Below are 19,152 nucleotides of genomic sequence, written 5' to 3'. Positions count from 1 at the left end.
AAAAGGCGCGACACAACAACAAGCGGAGCTCGCGATGTTCGGAATCTTTCGTCCCGCGCCACACCAGGCGCCACTGCCCGATGCCGAGGTGGACAGCACCTACCGGCGCCTGCGCTGGCAGATCTTCGCCGGTATCTTCATCGGCTACGCGGGTTACTACCTGCTGCGCAAGAACTTCTCCCTGGCCATGCCCTACCTCATCGAGGACGGCTACAGCCGCGGTCAACTGGGCGTCGCGATGTCGGCCATCGCCATCGCCTACGGCCTGTCGAAATTCATCATGGGCCTGGTCTCGGATCGTTCCAACCCACGGGTCTTCCTGCCGTTCGGCCTGTTGGTGTCGGCGGCGGTGATGTTCATTTTCGGATTCGCGCACTGGGCTACCTCCAGCGTCGCCATCATGTTCGTCCTGCTCTTCATCAACGGCTGGGCCCAGGGCATGGGCTGGCCGCCGAGCGGACGGACCATGGTCCACTGGTGGTCGCAGAAGGAGCGCGGCAGCGTGGTCTCGGTGTGGAACGTCGCCCACAACGTCGGCGGCGGCCTGATCGGCCCGCTGTTCCTGCTCGGCCTGGCGCTGTTCGGCGACTGGCGCTCGGCCTTCTACGTGCCGGCCATCGTCGCCGTGGGCGTAGCCGTATTCGCCTATTTCGCCATGCGCGACACCCCGCAATCCTGCGGCCTGCCGCCGATCGAGAAGCACAAGGACGACTACCCCGAAGGCTACGACGAACACCACGAGCGCGAGCTGTCGACCAAGGAGATCTTCGTCACCTACGTGCTGCGCAACAAGCTGCTCTGGTACATCGCCCTGGCCAACGTGTTCGTCTACCTGCTGCGCTACGGTGTGCTCGACTGGGCGCCGACCTACCTCAAGGAGGCCAAGCACTTCAACGTCGACAAGTCGTCCTGGGCGTACTTCTTCTACGAATGGGCGGGGATTCCCGGCACCCTGCTCTGCGGCTGGCTGTCGGACAAGCTGTTCAAGGGCAATCGCGGCGCCACCGGCGTGGTGTTCATGATCCTGGTGACCGTCGGCACCCTGATCTACTGGCTGAACCCGGCCGGCAACCCGGCGATCGACATGGCCGCGCTGATCATGATCGGCTTCCTGATCTACGGCCCGGTGATGCTGATCGGCTTGCAGGCCCTGGAGCTGGCGCCGAAGAAAGCGGCCGGCACCGCCGCCGGCTTCACCGGTCTGTTCGGCTACCTCGGCGGCTCGGTGGCGGCCAACGCCCTGGTCGGCTACACGGTGGATCACTTCGGCTGGGACGGTGGCTTCAAGCTGCTGATCGGCGCCTGCCTGCTGGCCATCCTGTTCCTCTGCCTGACCCTGCGCAAACCCGCGGTCCAGGCCGCGCCGCAGCAAGCCGGCTGATGACGCGGCGGCTCCGGCGCCAGGCCGGAGCCGCGTTCAGTCCCGCGGCGCGTAGGCGAACACGTCGGCGCGCATCTGGTGCGCGTCCATCCCTGCTTCGACCAGGGCATCCAGGGTCGCGTAGACCATCGCCGGCGAGCCGCTGGCATACACATGCAGGCTCGACAGGTCGGCGAAATCCTCGCGCACCGCCTCGTGCAGCAAGCCGCAGCGCCCCTCCCAGCCACAGAGGTCGCTGACCACCCGGTGCAGGAACAGGTTCGGCAGGCCTTCCCACTCCGTCCAGTGCGGCAGTCGGTAGAAATCCTCCGGACGCCGAACGCCCCAGTAGAGATGTACAGGATGGGCGAAGCCGGCGGCGCGGCAGTGCTCGATCAGGCTGTGCATCTGCGACATGCCGGTTCCCGCGGCGATCAGCACCAGCGGACCGTCGGGCAGTTCCGCCAGGTGCGCGTCGCCGAACGGCAGCTGGATCCGTGCCAGGCGCTCGCGCTGCAACTGCGCGATCAGCGCGACGGCACTGTCTTCCTTGGCCAGGATGTGCAACTCCAGGTCGCGTCCCGCATGCGGTGCGGAGGCCAGGGAAAACGCCGCGCTGTCGCCGCCGTCACGCTCCAGCAACAGGTACTGCCCGGCGTGATAGCGTGGCGGCTTGCCGGCCGGCGCGCGCAGGCCGACCCGGTAGACGTCGCCGCCGACCTCTTCGCAGAAGCTCAACTGGCAGGTCAGCTTGCGCAGAGGCAGTTCACCCGGCGCCAGCACCCCGTCCCAATGCAGCACGCAGTCTTCCAGCGGCTCGGCGAGGCAGGTGAAGAGTTCGCCATGATCGCGTACCTCGCCGTTCTGGCGTACCCGCCCCTCCACCAGCAGCGCCGCGCAGATATGGCAGTTGCCGTTGCGGCAGCTCTGCGGACAGTCGTAGCCAAGCCGCCGGGCGCCATCGAGGATGCGTTCCCCCGGCAGCAGCTCGAGGCAGGCGCCGGACGGTTGCAGGACGATACGCATCAGTCGATCCCGAGGCTCGACCAGAGCGCGTCGATGCGCCGTGTCACCGCTTCGTCCTTGACGATGGCGCGCCCCCATTCGCGGCTGGTCTCGCCCGGCCACTTGTGGGTGGCATCAAGCCCCATCTTCGAGCCGAGGCCGGAAACCGGCGAGGCGAAGTCGAGGTAGTCGATGGGCGTGTTGTCGATCATCACCGTGTCGCGCTTGGGGTCCATCCGCGTGGTGATGGCCCAGATCACATCGTTCCAGTCGCGCGCATCGATGTCATCGTCGGTGACGATGACGAACTTGGTGTACATGAACTGCCGCAGGAACGACCAGACCCCGAGCATCACGCGCTTGGCGTGCCCTGGGTACTGCTTCTTCATGGTCACCACCGCCATCCGGTAGGAACAACCTTCCGGCGGCAGGTAGAAATCGACGATTTCCGGGAACTGCTTCTGCAGGATCGGCACGAACACTTCGTTCAGCGCCACCCCGAGGATCGCCGGCTCGTCCGGCGGACGCCCGGTGTAGGTGCTGTGGTAGATCGGTTTCTGCCGGCGGGTGACGCGCTCGACGGTGAACACCGGGAAGCGATCGACCTCGTTGTAGTAGCCGGTGTGATCGCCATAGGGACCTTCGTCGGCCATCTCGCCGGGGTGGATCACCCCTTCGAGGACGATCTCGGCGCTGGCCGGCACCTGCAAGTCGCTCCCGCGACACTTGACCAGCTCGGTACGATGCCCGCGCAACAGGCCGGCGAAAGCGTATTCGGAAAGGGTGTCCGGCACCGGCGTCACCGCACCGAGGATGGTCGCCGGATCGGCGCCCAGCGCCACGGCTACCGGATAGGGCTGGCCCGGATGCTTCTGGCACCACTCGCGGTAGTCCAGTGCGCCGCCGCGATGGCTGAGCCAGCGCATGATCACCTTGTTGCGGCCGATCACCTGCTGGCGGTAGATGCCCAGGTTCTGCCGTTCCTTGTTCGGCCCGCGGGTAACGGTCAGGCCCCAGGTGATCAGCGGCCCGACATCGCCCGGCCAGCAGGTCTGGACCGGCAGCCGGCCGAGGTCGACGTCCTCGCCCTCCTCGACCACTTCCTGGCAGGGGGCGTCCTTGAGCACCTTCGGCGCCATGGACAGGACCTTCCTGTACATCGGCAGCTTGGCCCAGGCGTCCTTGAGGCCCTTCGGCGGCTCGGGCTCCTTGAGTTGCGCCAGCAGCTTGCCGATCTCGCGCAGCGCGCCGACGTCCTCGGCGCCCATGCCCAGCGCCACGCGCTCCGGCGTACCGAACAGGTTGCCGAGCACCGGCATGTCGAAGCCGGTCGGCTTTTCGAACAGCAATGCCGGGCCCTTGGCGCGCAACGTGCGGTCGCACACCTCGGTCATCTCGAGCACGGGGGAAATCGGCACCTGGATGCGCTTCAACGCACCGCGCTGCTCCAGCTGGGCGATGAAATCGCGGAGATCCTTGAACGTCATTGGCCTAACCATTCACTGCAAGACCCCACATCCTACCTGCTCCCGGCCCATCCGGCAGCAGGCAAACGCGGCATTCGGTCACTGCTGGCTGGCGATCCTCGAGTCGTCGAGGCTCTGTAGCATCGGCTCGAACAAAGGCCCGAGTTCATGGGCCCCCTGGGTCGAAAGGTGGTTGTTATCCATGTACAGCGACCAGCCATCACGTTCGGCGAAACAATCCAGGCCATCGCAGAGCACGCTGGAGGGGTCGAGCACGCTCACCCGCGGGTTGCCTTCGGCCAGCGCATCGAACAGCGCATTCACGTAGGCGACGCGCGCGGCGTGCTCAGCGAAGGGAAAACGTGCGCGCCCGACATCCTCCCCGCTCAGACTCAGCCGCACCAGCCGCGCCGGTGCCTTGAATGGCAGCAGCGGTACGTCCTTGACCAGCCAGACATGTACGTCGGCCGCGTTCAGCCTTTCGATCATCCCGCTCAGGCGTTGCCGCAGCAGCGCCTCGGCGATCGAGCTGTCCGGCGTGTCGTCCGGCTCGCGGAGAATGTTGCGGGTACCATCCTGCGAGTCGCCGTATATATACATGTCCCAGCGCCCGGCGAGGATCACCCCGCCCGGCCGCTGCTGTTCGACGAACTCGAGCATCTGCTGGTTGAAACGCAGGCAATTGTCCTTTTCCAGCATCCCCAGCAACGGCGGACAGCCCGCCAGCGAAGCCTGCCAGATCGGCAGTCGGCGACTGGTAGCCAGTTCGCGCAGCAGCGGGCTCAACGCCGCGGAATGGCTGTCGCCCCAACTGACCAGCAGCGGTCGTTCGGCAGCCAGTTCCGCCGGGAAGCGGCAGATGCTTTCCTGACTGAGCGCCTTCTTGTCGAACATGCAGTCGGTCTGCCCATCGCGCCACTTGGACGCCTTGGCATAACGCAAGGCTTCCTCGGAAAGACGCGACGGCACGCCGTCGTAATGCCGCACCAACTGGCCGACGACTCCCAGCAGCAGCAAGCTGCACAGCGCCGCGCCAAGCATCTGCCGGCGCCCGGCGAACAGCTTGCGCTCGCGGAACGGTGCCTCGACGTAGTACAGCGACAGTGCCGCCAGGCCGATGCTCGCCGCCAGCAACCCCAGGCGTGCCGGCAGGCCCAGGGTCTCCAGTGCGTGGTACTGGACGAAGACGTACAACGGCCAGTGCCAGAGGTACAGCGAATAGGAGATCAGACCGAACCAGACCAGCGGTTGCCAGCCCAGCAGGCGGCGAGCCCAGGTGTCGCCGGCGCCGTTGGCCCAGATCAGCAGGGCGGTGCCAAGCACCGCCGGCAGCGCCGCGAGGCCGGGGAAAGGAGTGTCGCTGTCGTAGAAGAACACCGGCAGGAGAATCGCCGCTATCCCGAGGGTGGCCGCCAGTTGCAGGGACCACTGCGAATGACCGCGGCTACCGCCCGGCAGCAATGCCAGCGCGGCACCCGCCAGGAGTTCCCAGGCGCGCATCGGCAGGAGGAAGAATGCACTGCCAGGTCGCTGGTTCACCGCCCAGACGCTGGCCGCCAGCGATAGCGCCAGGACCGCGAGGAGGATGGCGAGCCGCCAGCGCAGCAGACGCCCGGAGACCGCGGCCAGCAGTAGAGGGAAGAGAATGTAGAACTGCTCTTCCACCGACAACGACCAGGTATGCAATAGCGGCTTGAATTCGGACGCGGCGTCGAAATAGCCATCCTGCTTCCAGAACAGGATATTCGAGGCGAACATCGTCTGGTAACGCACCGCACGACCCAGTTGCTCGTAGTCCCGCGGCTCCATCAGGAACCAGCCGGCCGCCAGGCTGACGGCCATCATAACGAACAAAGCGGGGAGGATGCGTCGCGCCCGGCGAGCCCAGAAATCGACGAAGCTGAAACGCCCGGCCTGCCGATCGCGCCGGATGATCGAAGTGATCAGGTAGCCGGAAATCACCAGAAAGACATCGACGCCGACATACCCGCCGGTGAAACCGCCCAAGCCCAAGTGATAGAACACCACCGGCAAGATGGCCAGTGCGCGCAATCCATCGATATCTCTTCGATAAGGCAGGCTCGACATCTATTTTTCTCCAGGCATGAAAAAAGGCGCTCCGGTCAAACCGGAGCGCCTTCTTCAATTCCCTGGAAGACTACTTCCGTTTCATCGAATCGAAGAACTCATCGTTGGTCTTGGTCTGCTTGAGCTTGTCGATGAGGAATTCGATCGCGGAGATCTCGTCCATCGGGTGCAGGATCTTGCGCAGGATCCACATGCGCTGGAGCTCGTCCTCGCTGGTCAGCAGCTCTTCGCGGCGGGTACCCGAACGGTTGATGTTGATGGCCGGGAACACGCGCTTCTCGGCGATCTTGCGATCCAATGGGAGTTCCATGTTGCCGGTACCCTTGAATTCCTCGTAGATCACCTCGTCCATCTTCGAGCCGGTTTCCACCAACGCCGTGGCGAGAATCGTAAGAGAACCGCCCTCTTCGATGTTCCGCGCGGCGCCGAAGAAGCGCTTCGGCTTCTCCAGGGCATGGGCGTCGACACCGCCGGTGAGCACCTTGCCGGAGCTGGGGATCACGGTGTTGTAGGCCCGCGCCAGACGGGTGATGGAGTCGAGCAGGATGACCACGTCCTTCTTGTGCTCGACCAGGCGCTTGGCCTTCTCGATCACCATCTCGGCGACCTGTACGTGACGGGTCGGCGGTTCGTCAAAGGTCGAGGCGACCACTTCGCCGCGCACGGTGCGCTGCATTTCGGTCACTTCCTCAGGGCGCTCGTCGATCAGCAGTACGATCAGGTGGCATTCGGGGTTGTTGCGGGTGATGTTGCTGGCGATGTTCTGCAGCATGATGGTCTTGCCCGCCTTCGGCGGCGCCACGATCAGGCCGCGCTGGCCCTTGCCAATCGGCGCGCAGAGATCGATGACGCGGCCGGTCAGGTCTTCGGTGGAGCCGTTGCCGGCTTCCATCTTCATCCGCTCGTTGGGGAACAGCGGCGTCAGGTTCTCGAAGAGAATCTTGTTCTTCGCATTCTCCGGACGATCGAAGTTGATCGAGTCGACCTTGAGCAGGGCGAAGTAACGCTCGCCCTCTTTCGGCGGCCGGATCTTGCCGATGATGGTGTCGCCCGTGCGCAGGTTGAAGCGCCGGATCTGGCTCGGCGAGACATAGATGTCGTCGGGGCCGGCCAGGTAGGAAGAGTCGGCGGAGCGCAGGAAGCCGAAGCCGTCCTGAAGAATCTCCAGCACGCCATCGCCGGAGATCTCTTCACCACTTTTCGCGTGCTTCTTCAGCAGGGCGAAGATGATGTCCTGCTTGCGCGAACGGGCCATGTTTTCCAGGCCCATGGCATCGGACATTTCCAGCAGTTCGGCAATCGGCTTTTGCTTGAGTTCGGTCAGATTCATAGGAAAGAGATAGGTACGCAGAAAGAGGAATTGGAGAAAGCGTCGAGCTTGGGAAAGCCGTGTCGCAAGGGGGCGACAGGAGCGCTAGAAAGTTCGAGTAGGAAGTGCGTCCGGGACGGCATGCAGAAGGCGACGGAAAAAACGTCGCGAACCCGAATTTAACACCGTGGCCGCGTGGCGTCTATAGAAACGCAAAAAAAAGCCCCGCGAATCGCGGGGCTTTCCAGCGAGGCCTGGGCCCGGCTCAGATATTGGCGTCGAGGAAGGCCGCCAGCTGCGACTTGGACAGTGCGCCGACCTTGGTCGCCTCGACATTGCCGTCCTTGAACAGCATCAGGGTAGGGATGCCACGCACGCCGTATTTCGGCGGGGTATCCTGGTTCTCGTCGATGTTCAGCTTGCAGACCTTCAGCTTGCCCTGATAGTCCCTGGCGACTTCGTCCAGCACCGGCGCGATCATCTTGCACGGACCGCACCACTCGGCCCAGTAGTCCACCAGCACAGGGCCGTCGGCCTTCAGCACGTCCTGCTCGAAGCTGGCATCAGTAACGTTGACGATATGTTCGCTCATGAAATCTCTCCGTAGTCGGACGCGAATTGAAACGCGAAAGTGCCGACCATCATATCCCGCCTTGACCCTCGCCGGAAGGCGCAGCCGATTGAGAGTCTCTATCGTTGGTCGGCTGATTCCCGATTGATCGGCTGCCGCATTGGCGACCCTCGCCCTATCGTGGCAGGATGGCGCAGTTTTCCAATGGACTTGCAAAGCATGCCGCAAAAACCTGCCGAGGCATTCCCGCTGATTGCCGCCCTGGACCTGGGCTCCAACAGTTTCCACCTCTGTCTGGCCAAGGCCAATATCCACGGCGAAGTCCGCATCCTCGAACGGCTGGGCGAGAAGGTCCAACTGGCCGCCGGCCTCGACGAGGAGCGCAATCTCAGCGAAGAGGCCACCCAGCGCGGCCTCGACTGCCTGCGCCGCTTCGCCCAGTTCATCAGCGGCATGCCCCAGGGTTCCGTACGCGTGGTCGCGACCAACGCCTTGCGCGAGGCGCGCAACCGCAGCGATTTCATCCGTCGTGCGGAAGAGGTTCTCGGCCATCCCGTGGAAGTCATCTCCGGCCGCGAGGAAGCCCGCCTGATCTACCTCGGCGTCGCCAACAGCATGCCCGACAGCGGCGGTCGCCGGCTGGTCAGCGACATCGGCGGCGGCAGCACCGAGTTCATCATCGGCCAGGGTTTCGAGTCCGAGCTGCGGGAAAGCCTGCAGATGGGTTGCGTCAGCTACACCCAACGCTACTTCCGCGACGGCAAGATCACCCCGGCCCGCTACGCCCAGGCGTACACTGCTGCACGCCTGGAACTGATGGGCATCGAGAACAGCCTGCGGCGCCTCGGCTGGCAACAGGCGGTCGGCGCCTCCGGCACCATCCGCGCAGTGGCGCTGGCGATCAAGGCCGGCGGCCACGGCAACGGCGAGATCAGCCCGGACGGACTGGCCTGGCTGAAGCGCAAGGTGCTCAAGCTCGGCGACGTGGAGAAGCTCGATCTGGAAGGGATCAAGCCGGACCGCCGGACCATCTTCCCGGCCGGACTGGCCATTCTCGAAGCGATCTTCGACGCGCTGGAACTGGAACAGATGGTTCACTCCGAGGGCGCCCTGCGCGAAGGCGTTCTCTACGACCTGGTCGGCCGTCACCAGCACGAGGACGTGCGCGAACGCACCATCAGCTCGCTGATGCAGCGCTACCACGTCGATCCGGAGCAGGCTTCGCGGGTGGAGGCCAAGGCCCTCAAGGTGCTTGCCGAAGTCGGCGACGCCTGGGAGCTGAACGGCGAACTGCACCGCGACCTGCTGAGCTGGGGCGCACGGGTCCACGAGATCGGCCTGGACATCGCCCATTACCACTACCACAAGCACGGCGCCTACCTGATCGAGCACTCCGACCTGGCTGGCTTCTCGCGCCAGGACCAGCAGATGCTGTCGCTACTGGTACGCGGCCACCGCCGCAACATTCCGGCGGACAAGCTGGCGGAGTTCGCCGAGGAAGGCGACAAGCTGGTACGCCTGTGCATCGTGCTGCGCTTCGCGATCCTCTTCCACCACATTCGCGGCACCCAGGAAATGCCCTCGGTGCGTCTGAAGGCAGAGCCCAAGAGCCTTTCGGTGACCTTCCCCGAGGGCTGGCTGGAAGCCAACCCGCTGACCCAGGCCGACTTCGCCCAGGAAGCCGAATGGCTCAAGCGGGTCGGCTACAGCCTCAACGTGCGGTAAGCACCGGCGCGGCCAGCTTCTCCAGCAGGGTCGCCTGGGTATTGCGGGGGTTCTGGTTACCGGTGGGACTGAGCCGCTGGTAGCTACCGTCGGCCTGCAACACCCAGGCCTGGGTGTTGTCGGTCAGGTACGTTTCCAGTTCCTTCTTAACCCGCTGCACCAGCTTCTTGCCTTCCACCGGGAAGCAGGTCTCGACGCGCATGTCGAGGTTGCGCTCCATCCAGTCGGCGCTGGAGAGATAGAGCTTCTCGTCGCCGCCGTTGAGGAAGTAGTAGATGCGGCTGTGCTCGAGGAAGCGCCCGATAATCGAGCGCACGTGGATATTGTGCGAGACCCCCGGGATGCCCGGCCGCAGGCAGCACATGCCACGCACCACTAGGTCGATCCTGACCCCGGCCTGGCTGGCCTTGTACAGGGCGCGGATGACCTTCGGATCGGTCAGCGAGTTGACCTTGGCCATGATGTGCGCAGGCTGGCCGAGCGCCGCCTGGGCCGCCTCGCGGTTGATCATTTCCAGCAGGTTCTTCTTCAGGGTGAACGGCGCATGCAACAGCTTCTTCATGCGCAGCGTCTTGCCCATCCCGATCAGTTGGTTGAACAGCTTGTGCAGGTCCTCGCAGAGCGCCACGTCGGCGGTCAGCAGGCTGTAGTCGGTGTACAGGCGAGCGTTGCCGGCATGGTAGTTGCCGGTGCCCAGGTGCGCGTAGCGGCGCAGTTCGCCGTCCTCGCGACGGAGGATCAGCATCATCTTGGCGTGGGTCTTGAAGCCGACCACGCCGTAGATCACCACCGCGCCGGCCTGTTGCAGGCGGCTGGCCAGTTGCAGGTTGGACTCTTCGTCGAAGCGGGCGCGCAGCTCGATCACCGCGGTGACCTCCTTGCCGTTGCGTGCCGCCTCGACCAGGGCGTCGACGATCTCAGAGTTGGCACCGCTGCGGTACAGGGTCTGCTTGATCGCCAGCACGTTCGGATCCTTGGCGGCCTGGCGCAGCAGGTCGATCACCGGGGTGAAGGATTCGAACGGGTGCATCAGCAACACGTCGAGCTTGCTGAGGACGTTGAAGAGGTTTTCCTTCTTCTGCAAAAGACGCGGGATCGCCGGGGTGAAGGGCGGGTACTGCAGCTCCGGATGGCTTTCCAGGCCGGTGACGCTGAACAGGCGGGTCAGGTTGACCGGGCCGCTGACCTTGTACAACTCGCTTTCGGACAGGCCGAACTGCTTGAGCAGGTAGTTGGTCAGGTTCTGCGGGCAGGTATCCACCACCTCCAGGCGTACCGCATCCCCGTAGCGACGCGAGAACAGCTCGCCGCGCAGCGCGCGGGCCAGGTCCTCGACATCCTCGGTGTCCACCGACAGGTCGGCGTTGCGGGTCAGGCGGAACTGGTAGCAGCCCTTCACCTTCATGCCGGGGAACAGGTCGTCGGCGTGGGCGTGGATCATCGACGACAGGAACACGTAGTTGTCGCCATCGCCGCCAACGTCTTCCGGCAGCCTGATGATCCGTGGCAGCAGGCGCGGCGCCGGGATGATCGCCAGGCCGGAGTCGCGGCCGAAGGCATCCATCCCCTCCAGCTCGACGATGAAGTTGAGGCTCTTGTTCACCAGCAGCGGGAACGGGTGGGTCGGGTCGAGGCCGATCGGGGTGATGATCGGCGCGATCTCGTCGCGGAAGAAGCGCCGCACCCAGGTCTTGATCTTCAGCGTCCAGTGACGCCGGCGGATGAAGCGGATCTGGTGCTTGGCCAGCTCCGGCAACAGGGTCTCGTTGAGGATCCGGTACTGCCGCGACACCTGCTCGTGGACCAGCTCGCTGATCCGCGCCAGTGCCTGGTGCGGCAGCAGGCCGTCGGCGCCGGCCTGCTCGCGGGCGAAGGTGATCTGCTTCTTCAGGCCGGCGATGCGGATCTCGAAGAATTCGTCGAGGTTGCTCGAGAAGATGAGGAGGAACTTCAGCCGCTCCAGGAGCGGGTAGGACTCGTCCAGCGCCTGCTCCAGCACGCGGATGTTGAACTGCAACTGGGAGAGCTCGCGATGAATGTACAGGCTGCTGTCATCCACGCTGGGAACCACCGCAGGTGGCGTTTCCACCGGGATCGTTTCGGCCATCTTCACTTCTGCTTCGCTTTCCACGTTCGCCACTACGGTTTCGTCGGCGGCGATACGTTCGATCTCATCAAGTCCTTGCTGCGTATTCATTCATCTTCCCGAGGGGGTCAACGCCCCCGTCTTAATTGTTCTGCGGCCTGCTTGGCGAAGTAGGTCAGAATGCCATCAGCGCCGGCACGTTTGAAGGCGGTAAGGGACTCGAGGATCACCGATTCGGCCAGCCAGCCGTTCTGGATGGCGCCCATGTGCATCGCATACTCGCCGCTGACCTGGTAGACAAAGGTCGGGGCGCGGAATTCATCCTTCACCCGACGCACGATGTCGAGGTAGGGCATGCCCGGCTTGACCATCACCATGTCGGCGCCTTCGGCCAGGTCGGCGGCCACTTCGTGAAGTGCCTCGTCGCTGTTCGCCGGATCCATCTGGTAGGTGGCCTTGTTGCCCTTGCCGAGGTTCGAAGCCGAGCCGACCGCATCGCGGAACGGACCGTAGTAGGCGCTGGCGTACTTGGCCGAGTAGGCCATGATCCGCACATTGGTGTGGCCGGCAGACTCCAGGGCCTCGCGGATCGCACCGATGCGACCGTCCATCATGTCCGAGGGCGCTACCACCTGGGCGCCTGCCTCGGCGTGGGACAGCGCCTGCCGTACCAGCACGTCGATGCTGACGTCGTTGAGGACGTAGCCATCGTCATCCAGGATGCCGTCCTGGCCATGGGTGGTGAACGGGTCGAGCGCCACGTCGGTGATGATGCCCAGCTCCGGAAAGCGCTCGCGCAGGGCGCGGGTGGCGCGCTGGGCGATGCCTTCCGGGTTGTATGCCTCGGCGGCGTCCAGGGACTTCTTCTCCACCGGGGTCACCGGGAACAGCGCCAGCGCCGGAATGCCCAGGGCCACCCACTCTTCCGCCTCGATCAGCAACTGGTCGATGGACAGGCGCTCGACGCCGGGCATCGACGGAATGCTTTCACGCTGGTTGACCCCATCGAGGACGAACACCGGCAGGATCAGGTCGTCGACGGTGAGGACATTCTCGCGGACCAGGCGGCGGGAGAAGTCATCGCGGCGATTGCGCCGCAGGCGGGTGTAGGGATAGGCGCGGTTGGCGGGAGTGAAGCTCACGGTTTTACTCCAGGGCCCAGATAACGGGCACAGTGTGACAGTTATAGTCCCTGATTATGACGGATTGGCAACAAGCGACGACAGTGACTCAAGGTCGCGGCATCCTGCCGCACCGCCAATCATCGCAAAAAGCCAGCGGCAAAGGCCATTCATTGCACAATCAATGACCTGGGCCGTGACGATCGCGCTTTCCCCACGCCCTCAACCGAGTTAGGCTGCGCGTTCATTTCGCTTCGCTGCCCCGATGATGCTCCAACAATTCCTGCAGGACTTCGGCTATTTCGCCCTTTTTCTCGGTACTTTCTTCGAGGGCGAAACCATTCTCGTGCTGGCCGGGTTCCTTGCCTTCCGCGGCTACATGCAGCTGGATACCGTGATTCTCACCGCCTTCCTCGGCAGCTACGCCGGTGACCAACTCTGGTACTTCCTCGGCCGCCGCCACGGCCGCCGGTTGCTGGCGCGCAAGCCGCGCTGGCAGAAGCTCGGCGACAAGGCGCTGGACCATGTGCGCCGCCATCCCGACCTGTGGGTGCTGAGTTTCCGCTTCGTCTATGGCCTGCGTACGGTGATGCCGGTGGCCATCGGCCTGTCCGGCTATCCACCGGCCCGCTATCTTCTTCTCAACGGCATCGGCGCCATCGTCTGGGCCGCCGCGCTGGGCTCCGCCGCCTACTATTTCGGCAGCGTACTGGAAGGCATGCTCGGCAACATCAAGAAATACGAACTCATGGTCCTCGGCGGCCTGATCGTGCTGGGCCTGCTGCTCTGGCTATGGCGGCGTTTCAAGACACCGCGCGGCAACGGCGCGGGCGGCAACGCCGACAAATCCGAGTGAACCCGCGCCGGCGCGACTGAACAGCCGGCCCCTTCGCACACTCCAACTGCTTGTACCCTCCGCTCCGGCTGGCCGCCGGGGCCGGCGGCTCGCTATGCTTGCGCGATACCGACCCCGGCCAGGCCCGTCCGGTCCGGATCCTGCGTTCCCAAGGAGTAAGCCTCATGCACAAGAAAGTTGCCGTCATCCTCTCCGGTTGTGGCGTCTACGATGGCGCGGAAATCCACGAAAGCGTGATCACCCTGCTCCGCCTCAGCCAGCGCGGCGCCGAGGCACAATGCTTCGCGCCGAACATCGCCCAGCACCATGTGGTCAACCACCTGACCGGCGAGGAAATGCCGGAAAGCCGCAATGTCCTGGTCGAGTCCGCGCGTATCGCCCGCGGCGAAGTCAAGGACCTGCGCGAAGCCCGCGCCGAGGACTACGACGCGCTGATCGTGCCCGGTGGCTTCGGCGCTGCGAAGAACCTCAGCGACTTTGCCATCAACGGCGCGCAATGCCAGGTGCAGCCGGACGTGCTGGCGCTGGCCAAGGCTTTCGCCGAAGCCGGCAAGCCAGTCGGGCTGATCTGCATCGCTCCGGCGATGGCGGCGAAGATCTACGGCGCCGGCGTCCAATGCACCATCGGCAACGACGCCGACACCGCCGACGCGCTGAAGCAGATGGGTGCCGAGCACATCGACGCGCCGGTGGACGAGATCGTCGAAGACAGCGCGCGCAAGCTGGTGACCACCCCGGCCTACATGCTCGCCCAGTCGATCGCCGAAGCCGCTTCCGGGATCAACAAGCTGGTCGACCGGGTGCTCGAACTGGTGGACCAGGACAAGGCCTGATCGGCCAAGCACGAGGGCGGTCGCGCCGCCGCCCTTTTCAAATCCGTGCCGCTACGCCAGCGTGCGTCTCGAAACCATCGAATCGAGACGCCGCGATGAGCGAAACGCCCTCCTCCGCCCTGCCTGACGACGTCCACCAACTGGTGGCGGATTTCTTCCAGCGCATCCCCTTCAACCGCATGCTCGGCATCCGCGTGGTGAGCCTCGGCCGCGAGCGGGTAGTCCTCGACCTGCCGATGAAGGACGAACTGATCGGCAACTTCGTTCAGGGCATTCTCCACGGCGGGGTGATCTCCAGCCTGCTCGACGTCACCGGCGGAGCGATGGCCCTGATCGGCGCCCTCGAACGGCATCGCGAACTGCCAGGCCACGAGCGCATGGCGCGGCTGTCGAAGCTCGGCACCATCGACTTGCGCGTCGACTACCTGCGCCCGGGACGCGGCCGGACGTTCACCGCCCATGCGGTGCCGCTTCTCTCGGGCAACAAGGTCGCAGTGGTGCGCTCGGAACTGCATAGCGACGACGGCACGCTGGTCGCCGTCGGTACCGGTACCTATCTGTGCGGCTGACTCGCGCGTAGATCGGCTTCCCGCTGCAGGCGGGTAAGCAAGCGGTCCAGGGCGTTGGCGAACGCCTGGCGGTCACGCTCACCGTAGGGCGCCTGGCCGCCGCCCATCTGCCCCTGGTCACGCAGGTCGGCCATCAGGTTGCGCATGGCCAGCTTATCGCCCATGTTCCGCGCGTCGAACTCGCGGCCGCGAGGATCGAGGGCGGCAACCTGTTTCTTGATCAGCCGATCGGCCAGCGGTACGTCGCTGCAGATCGCCAGGTCGCCCGGCTCGGCCTGCTCCACCAGGTAATCGTCAGCCGCATCCATCCCGCTTTCCACCACCACCAGACGCACGCAGGCGAACGGCGGCTTGACCTGCGGCTGGCCGGCGACCATCCAGACTTCCAGCTTGCGCTTGAGGGCGAACTTGCAGACCAGTTCCTTGGCCGCCTTGGGGCAGGCGTCGGCATCGATCCAGATACGCATGAACGGACTTCCGTAGAAATGACGACGGCCAGTATCGCACTGGCCGTCGTGGTTGCGCGAACCCGCTCAGTCGGCGGCGTTGGCCGCCGCACGCCGGCGCTCGACGATCCGGCTACGTCCGTAGAGCAGCGCGATGGCCACCATTGCCATGGCCTGGGCCGACAGCGAATAGGCGTCAGCCTTGATCCCCAGCCAGTCGAAGTCGAAGAACGGCACCGGACGGGTGCCGATCACCCCGGCTTCCTGCAAGGCGATGACGCCATGTCCGGCGAACACCACCGAGAGCGCACAGAGCAACGCCGCGTTGATGCTGAAGAACAACCCCAGCGGCAGTTTCGCCGAACCACGCAGGATCACCCAGGCCAGGCCGATCAGCAGGACCACGGCGGTCGCCGCGCCGCCGATCACGGCATTGTGCCCGGCCGGTCCGGCCTGCAACCAGAGGGTTTCGTAGAACAGGATGACCTCGAACAACTCGCGGTAGACCGAGAAGAACGCCAGCACTGCGAAGCCGAAGCGTCCGCCACCGCCCACCAGGCTGCTGCGGATGTAGTCCTGCCAGGCTGCCGCGTGGCGGCGGTCGTGCATCCAGACGCCGAGCCAGAGCACCATCATGCAGGCGAACAGAGAGGTGAAGCCCTCCATCAGCTCGCGCTGGGCACCGCCGATATCGATCACATAGGCGGCCAACGCCCAGGTGGCGAAGCCGGCGACGAAGGCCAGCCCCCAGCCGACGTGCACGCCACGCACGGCACTTTCCTGCCCGGTATTGCGCAGGAAGGCGAGGATGGCGGCAAGCACCAGGATTGCCTCTACCCCTTCGCGCAACAGGATCAACAAGGCGGAAACGAAACTGATGGAGAAACTCAGCGAGTCGCCGCCAAGCTGCTTGGCGGCCTCTGCCAGCTTGCCCTTGGCCAGCTCCAGCTGTTGCGCCACCTGGATTTCCGGGAGGCCATCGCGCAACGCCTGGCGGTAGGCCATCAGCTGCTTCTCGGTGGAGCGGCGCAAATCGGCGTCGACGTTGTCCAGCGAGCTTTCCACCAGCTCGAAGCCTTCCAGGTAGGCCGCCACCGACAGGTCGTAGGCCTGGTCGCGGTCGCCTTCGCGATAGACCGCGAAGCTCTTGTCCAGGGTGGCGGCGGTATAGTCGATCAACTGCCCAGGACCGCGCTGCTCCAGCGGCGGATGCGCACGCAGGGCGCGGAAGCTCTCCGCAGCGGCCTCGCCGTCGTACTCGGCGACTTCGGCCGGAGTCTGCGTGGCCAGGGTCGCCAGCGGGTAGGCATGGGCCTTGTCCGGCTGCGCACTGCCGGCGCTCAGGCCGGCCACATAGCTGGCCAGGTCCCAGCGCTGGCGTTCGTCGAGCTGGTCGGCGAACGCCGGCATGTCGGTGCCGGCCACGCCCAGGCCGATGACGTTACGCAGGTCGTAGAGGCTCAGGTGGTTGAGGCGCTGGCGATCGGTGAGGTTCGCTGGCGGCGGTTCCAGGCCGATGCCGGCGGGGCCGTCGCCCTTGCCCGCATCGCCATGGCAGATCGCGCACTGCTGGGCATAGATCGGCGCCGCGCGGCTCGGGTCGGGGGTGATCGCGGGGGTCTGCACCACCTGGTAGATATCCGCCACCCGTGCCTCGAGGTTGCGCGCCTGGAGGGCCACGTCCCTTCCCGGCAAGCGCTGCTCGATGGCCTGGCGCAGGCTGGCGACGCCCCTCTCCAGCTCGGCGCGCTCGGGGCGCATCGGCAGGGTCAGGACCAATGCCTGCAGGTTGCCGACGAACTCCACCTGTTCCTGGTATTCGCTGGGGTCGACGATCTTGCCGTCAGCCACGGTCGGCGGATAGTCGGCCGCCAGGTAACTCAACAGATGCAAGGCTTGGGAGGGGTCGACGGCCGTGTCGGCTAGAGCTCCAAGGCTGAACGCGCAGACCAGCGGCAGCAGCCACAGCAGGATTTTCGGAGGGTGCATAGCGAAGACGAAGTGAGAATGGAAGAGATTAAATTGTCCCTTCGCCTTCCCGCCCATGCAAGAAATACTCTGTAACAATCACGCCCATCAGCGTGTCGGGCGGCTCAGAGCGGCGCTCGGCGTACCGTCGCCAGCAGCCCCGCGGCACCGACGAACAGGCTGGCGAAGGTACGGTTCACCAGCTTCTGCTGGCGCGGCGAACGCAGTACGCGTAGCACGCGCGCAGCCAGCCCGGTGTAGCCGGCCATGACGATCAGGTCGACGACGATCATGGTGCCGCCCATGATCAGGTATTGCGCCAGCAGCGGCTGGTGCGGGTCAATGAACTGCGGCAGCACCGCGAGCATGAAGATCACCGCCTTGGGATTGCTGGCGTTGACCAGGAAACCACGCAGCACCAGGGTCAACGGTCGCCCCAGAGGCCGTTCGCCATCGGTGCTCAAGGCCTGTGGCGGCGCCTGCCACTGGCGCACCGCCAGGTACACCAGGTAGGCCACGCCGAACCACTTGATCAGGCTGAAAGCCAGTGCCGAGGTCGCCAGCAACGCACCGACGCCGGCGGCGACGATGGCGATCTGCAGGGCCAGGCCGATCTGCAGGCCCAGCGCGTTCCAGTAGCCTCGCGCAAAGCCGTACTGCAACCCGCAGGACATCGAGGCGATGGCTCCGGCGCCCGGCGACAGGCTGATGGCCCAGCAGGCGAGGAAGAAGGCGAACCAGGTACTGACGAGCATTGCACACCTCGGAAAGCGAACGCGGCTGGCGGCGGGAACGAAAAAGCCAGTGTGCACCAAGGCGGAGCAGCCGCACAGGTTTTCCGACCACGCGCCTCGCCCAACCTTTGCGGGCGCAACCTGGCGGACAGAAAAAACCCGGCAGATGCCGGGCTTTCCCGAGGATACGCGCTCAGCCATGTTGGGCGGACCACCGCGATGCGGCTATTCGCCCTGGCTCCGAACGCTCTCAGTCCGGCGAACCCTTGCGCAGCTTCACTGGCTCCTCGCCGCGCTTGCGCGCCAGGGCTCCGCGCAAGCGGATGTTCAGCGCCTCCACCGCCAGGGAGAAGGCCATGGCGAAGTAGACGTAGCCTTTCGGCACGTGCACTTCGAAGGACTCGGCCACCAGCACGGTGCCGACCACGATGAGGAACGACAGGGCGAGCATCTTCAGCGAGGGGTGTTTCTCGATGAAGTCGCTGATGGTGCCTGCCGCCAGCATCATCACACCGACCGAGATGACGATCGCCGCGACCATCACCGGCACGTTCTGCACCAGACCGACGGCGGTGATCACCGAGTCCAGGGAGAAGATGATGTCGATGATCGCGATCTGGACGATGATGCCCATGAAGCCGTGGACCTTGCCGCCGCTCTTCTGCTCTTCTTCCGCGCCTTCCAGGCTGTGGTAGATCTCCATGGTGCTCTTGAACAGCAGGAACAGGCCGCCGAAGAAGAGGATCAGGTCACGCCCGGAGATGCCCTGGCCGAACAGGTGGAACAGGTCGGTGGTCAGGCGCATGACCCAGGTGATCGAGAGCAACAGCAGGATCCGCGTGCCCATGGCCAGGGCCAGGCCGAAGAAGCGCGCCTTCGGTTGCTGGGCCGGCGGCAGGCGCCCGACCAGGATCGAGATGAAGATGATGTTGTCGATGCCGAGGACGATTTCCAGGGCGGTCAGGGTCAGGAACGCGACCCAGATTTCAGGACTGGCGAGCCATTCCATAGATGG

Annotated in this window: 16 protein-coding genes; 5 read left to right on the top strand and 11 right to left on the bottom strand. The window is 64.9% G+C overall.

Annotated elements, in window-relative coordinates:
* Positions 1-34 precede the first annotated feature (34 nt).
* Entirely contained in the window at positions 35-1,381 is a 1,347-nt protein-coding gene (gene glpT, locus FHW81_RS08685) for a glycerol-3-phosphate transporter (protein ID WP_003096330.1), read from the top strand.
* Between the two features lie 36 nt (positions 1,382-1,417).
* On the opposite strand, the gene FHW81_RS08680 is transcribed toward glpT, so the two are convergent.
* From FHW81_RS08680 to trxA, 5 genes are all read right to left on the bottom strand, one after another.
* Positions 1,418-2,386, bottom strand: a complete 969-nt coding sequence (locus FHW81_RS08680; protein WP_003096331.1) for a CDP-6-deoxy-delta-3,4-glucoseen reductase — start codon at positions 2,384-2,386, stop codon at positions 1,418-1,420.
* Complete coding sequence (ubiD, locus tag FHW81_RS08675; protein ID WP_003096332.1) at positions 2,386-3,852, bottom strand: 4-hydroxy-3-polyprenylbenzoate decarboxylase; 1,467 nt, start codon at positions 3,850-3,852, stop codon at positions 2,386-2,388. The genes FHW81_RS08680 and ubiD overlap by 1 nt, the downstream gene beginning before the upstream one ends.
* Positions 3,853-3,930: 78 nt before the next feature.
* The gene (locus tag FHW81_RS08670) at positions 3,931-5,919 is read right to left on the bottom strand and encodes an acyltransferase family protein (RefSeq protein ID WP_060774311.1); all 1,989 of its coding nucleotides are present in this window, start codon (positions 5,917-5,919) and stop codon (positions 3,931-3,933) included.
* A gap of 70 nt (positions 5,920-5,989) precedes the next feature.
* Entirely contained in the window at positions 5,990-7,249 is a 1,260-nt protein-coding gene (rho, locus tag FHW81_RS08665; RefSeq protein ID WP_003096334.1) for a transcription termination factor Rho, read from the bottom strand.
* A 244-nt stretch (positions 7,250-7,493) separates the two neighbouring features.
* A complete protein-coding gene (gene trxA, locus FHW81_RS08660; RefSeq protein WP_003096336.1) occupies positions 7,494-7,820 on the bottom strand; it encodes a thioredoxin TrxA in 327 nt (108 codons plus the stop codon).
* 198 nt (positions 7,821-8,018) lie between these two features.
* Between trxA and ppx the strand changes: the two genes are divergently transcribed.
* Positions 8,019-9,524, top strand: coding sequence for an exopolyphosphatase (gene ppx, locus FHW81_RS08655; protein ID WP_003114040.1), 1,506 nt, complete (start codon positions 8,019-8,021; stop codon positions 9,522-9,524).
* Here the strand turns inward: ppx and ppk1 are convergent.
* Positions 9,511-11,721 (bottom strand): polyphosphate kinase 1, encoded by a 2,211-nt coding sequence (ppk1, locus tag FHW81_RS08650; RefSeq protein ID WP_070698189.1) that lies wholly within the window; start codon positions 11,719-11,721, stop codon positions 9,511-9,513. The genes ppx and ppk1 overlap by 14 nt on opposite strands.
* Before the next feature lie 17 nt (positions 11,722-11,738).
* The gene (gene hemB / locus FHW81_RS08645; RefSeq protein ID WP_003096352.1) at positions 11,739-12,752 is read right to left on the bottom strand and encodes a porphobilinogen synthase; all 1,014 of its coding nucleotides are present in this window, start codon (positions 12,750-12,752) and stop codon (positions 11,739-11,741) included.
* 244 nt (positions 12,753-12,996) lie between these two features.
* On the opposite strand from hemB, the gene FHW81_RS08640 reads away from it, so the two are divergent.
* The 3 genes from FHW81_RS08640 to FHW81_RS08630 all read left to right on the top strand — a co-directional run bounded on the left by FHW81_RS08640 (position 12,997) and on the right by FHW81_RS08630 (position 14,989).
* The gene (locus FHW81_RS08640) at positions 12,997-13,587 is read left to right on the top strand and encodes a DedA family protein (protein ID WP_003096354.1); all 591 of its coding nucleotides are present in this window, start codon (positions 12,997-12,999) and stop codon (positions 13,585-13,587) included.
* A gap of 164 nt (positions 13,588-13,751) precedes the next feature.
* Positions 13,752-14,420 carry an isoprenoid biosynthesis glyoxalase ElbB gene (elbB, locus tag FHW81_RS08635; RefSeq protein WP_003099212.1) on the top strand — a complete coding sequence of 223 codons (669 nt, stop codon included), beginning with the start codon at positions 13,752-13,754 and terminating at the stop codon, positions 14,418-14,420.
* A 95-nt stretch (positions 14,421-14,515) separates the two neighbouring features.
* On the top strand, positions 14,516-14,989 hold the full coding sequence (locus FHW81_RS08630) for a thioesterase family protein (protein WP_070698190.1): 474 nt from the start codon (positions 14,516-14,518) through the stop codon (positions 14,987-14,989).
* Here the strand turns inward: FHW81_RS08630 and FHW81_RS08625 are convergent.
* From FHW81_RS08625 to FHW81_RS08610, 4 genes are all read right to left on the bottom strand, one after another.
* A complete protein-coding gene (locus FHW81_RS08625; protein WP_003099218.1) occupies positions 14,974-15,456 on the bottom strand; it encodes a YaiI/YqxD family protein in 483 nt (160 codons plus the stop codon). The two genes, FHW81_RS08630 and FHW81_RS08625, sit on opposite strands and share 16 nt — an antisense overlap.
* A 66-nt stretch (positions 15,457-15,522) precedes the next feature.
* Positions 15,523-17,424: a cytochrome c/FTR1 family iron permease gene (locus tag FHW81_RS08620; RefSeq protein ID WP_171893906.1), complete on the bottom strand. Its 1,902-nt coding sequence runs from the start codon at positions 17,422-17,424 to the stop codon at positions 15,523-15,525.
* A gap of 104 nt (positions 17,425-17,528) precedes the next feature.
* On the bottom strand, positions 17,529-18,158 hold the full coding sequence (locus FHW81_RS08615; RefSeq protein ID WP_003096365.1) for a LysE family transporter: 630 nt from the start codon (positions 18,156-18,158) through the stop codon (positions 17,529-17,531).
* Positions 18,159-18,387: 229 nt separating this feature from the next.
* The gene (locus FHW81_RS08610) at positions 18,388-19,146 is read right to left on the bottom strand and encodes a TerC family protein (RefSeq protein ID WP_003099222.1); all 759 of its coding nucleotides are present in this window, start codon (positions 19,144-19,146) and stop codon (positions 18,388-18,390) included.
* Positions 19,147-19,152: the final 6 nt, after the last annotated feature.

Origin of the sequence: Pseudomonas sp. RC10-4-2 (assembly GCF_050433085.1) — a bacterium.
Taxonomy (GTDB): Bacteria; Pseudomonadota; Gammaproteobacteria; order Pseudomonadales; family Pseudomonadaceae; genus Pseudomonas; species Pseudomonas aeruginosa.
The sequence above is the reverse complement of the archived record's forward strand: the minus strand, read 5'-3'. Positions and strand labels throughout refer to the sequence as shown.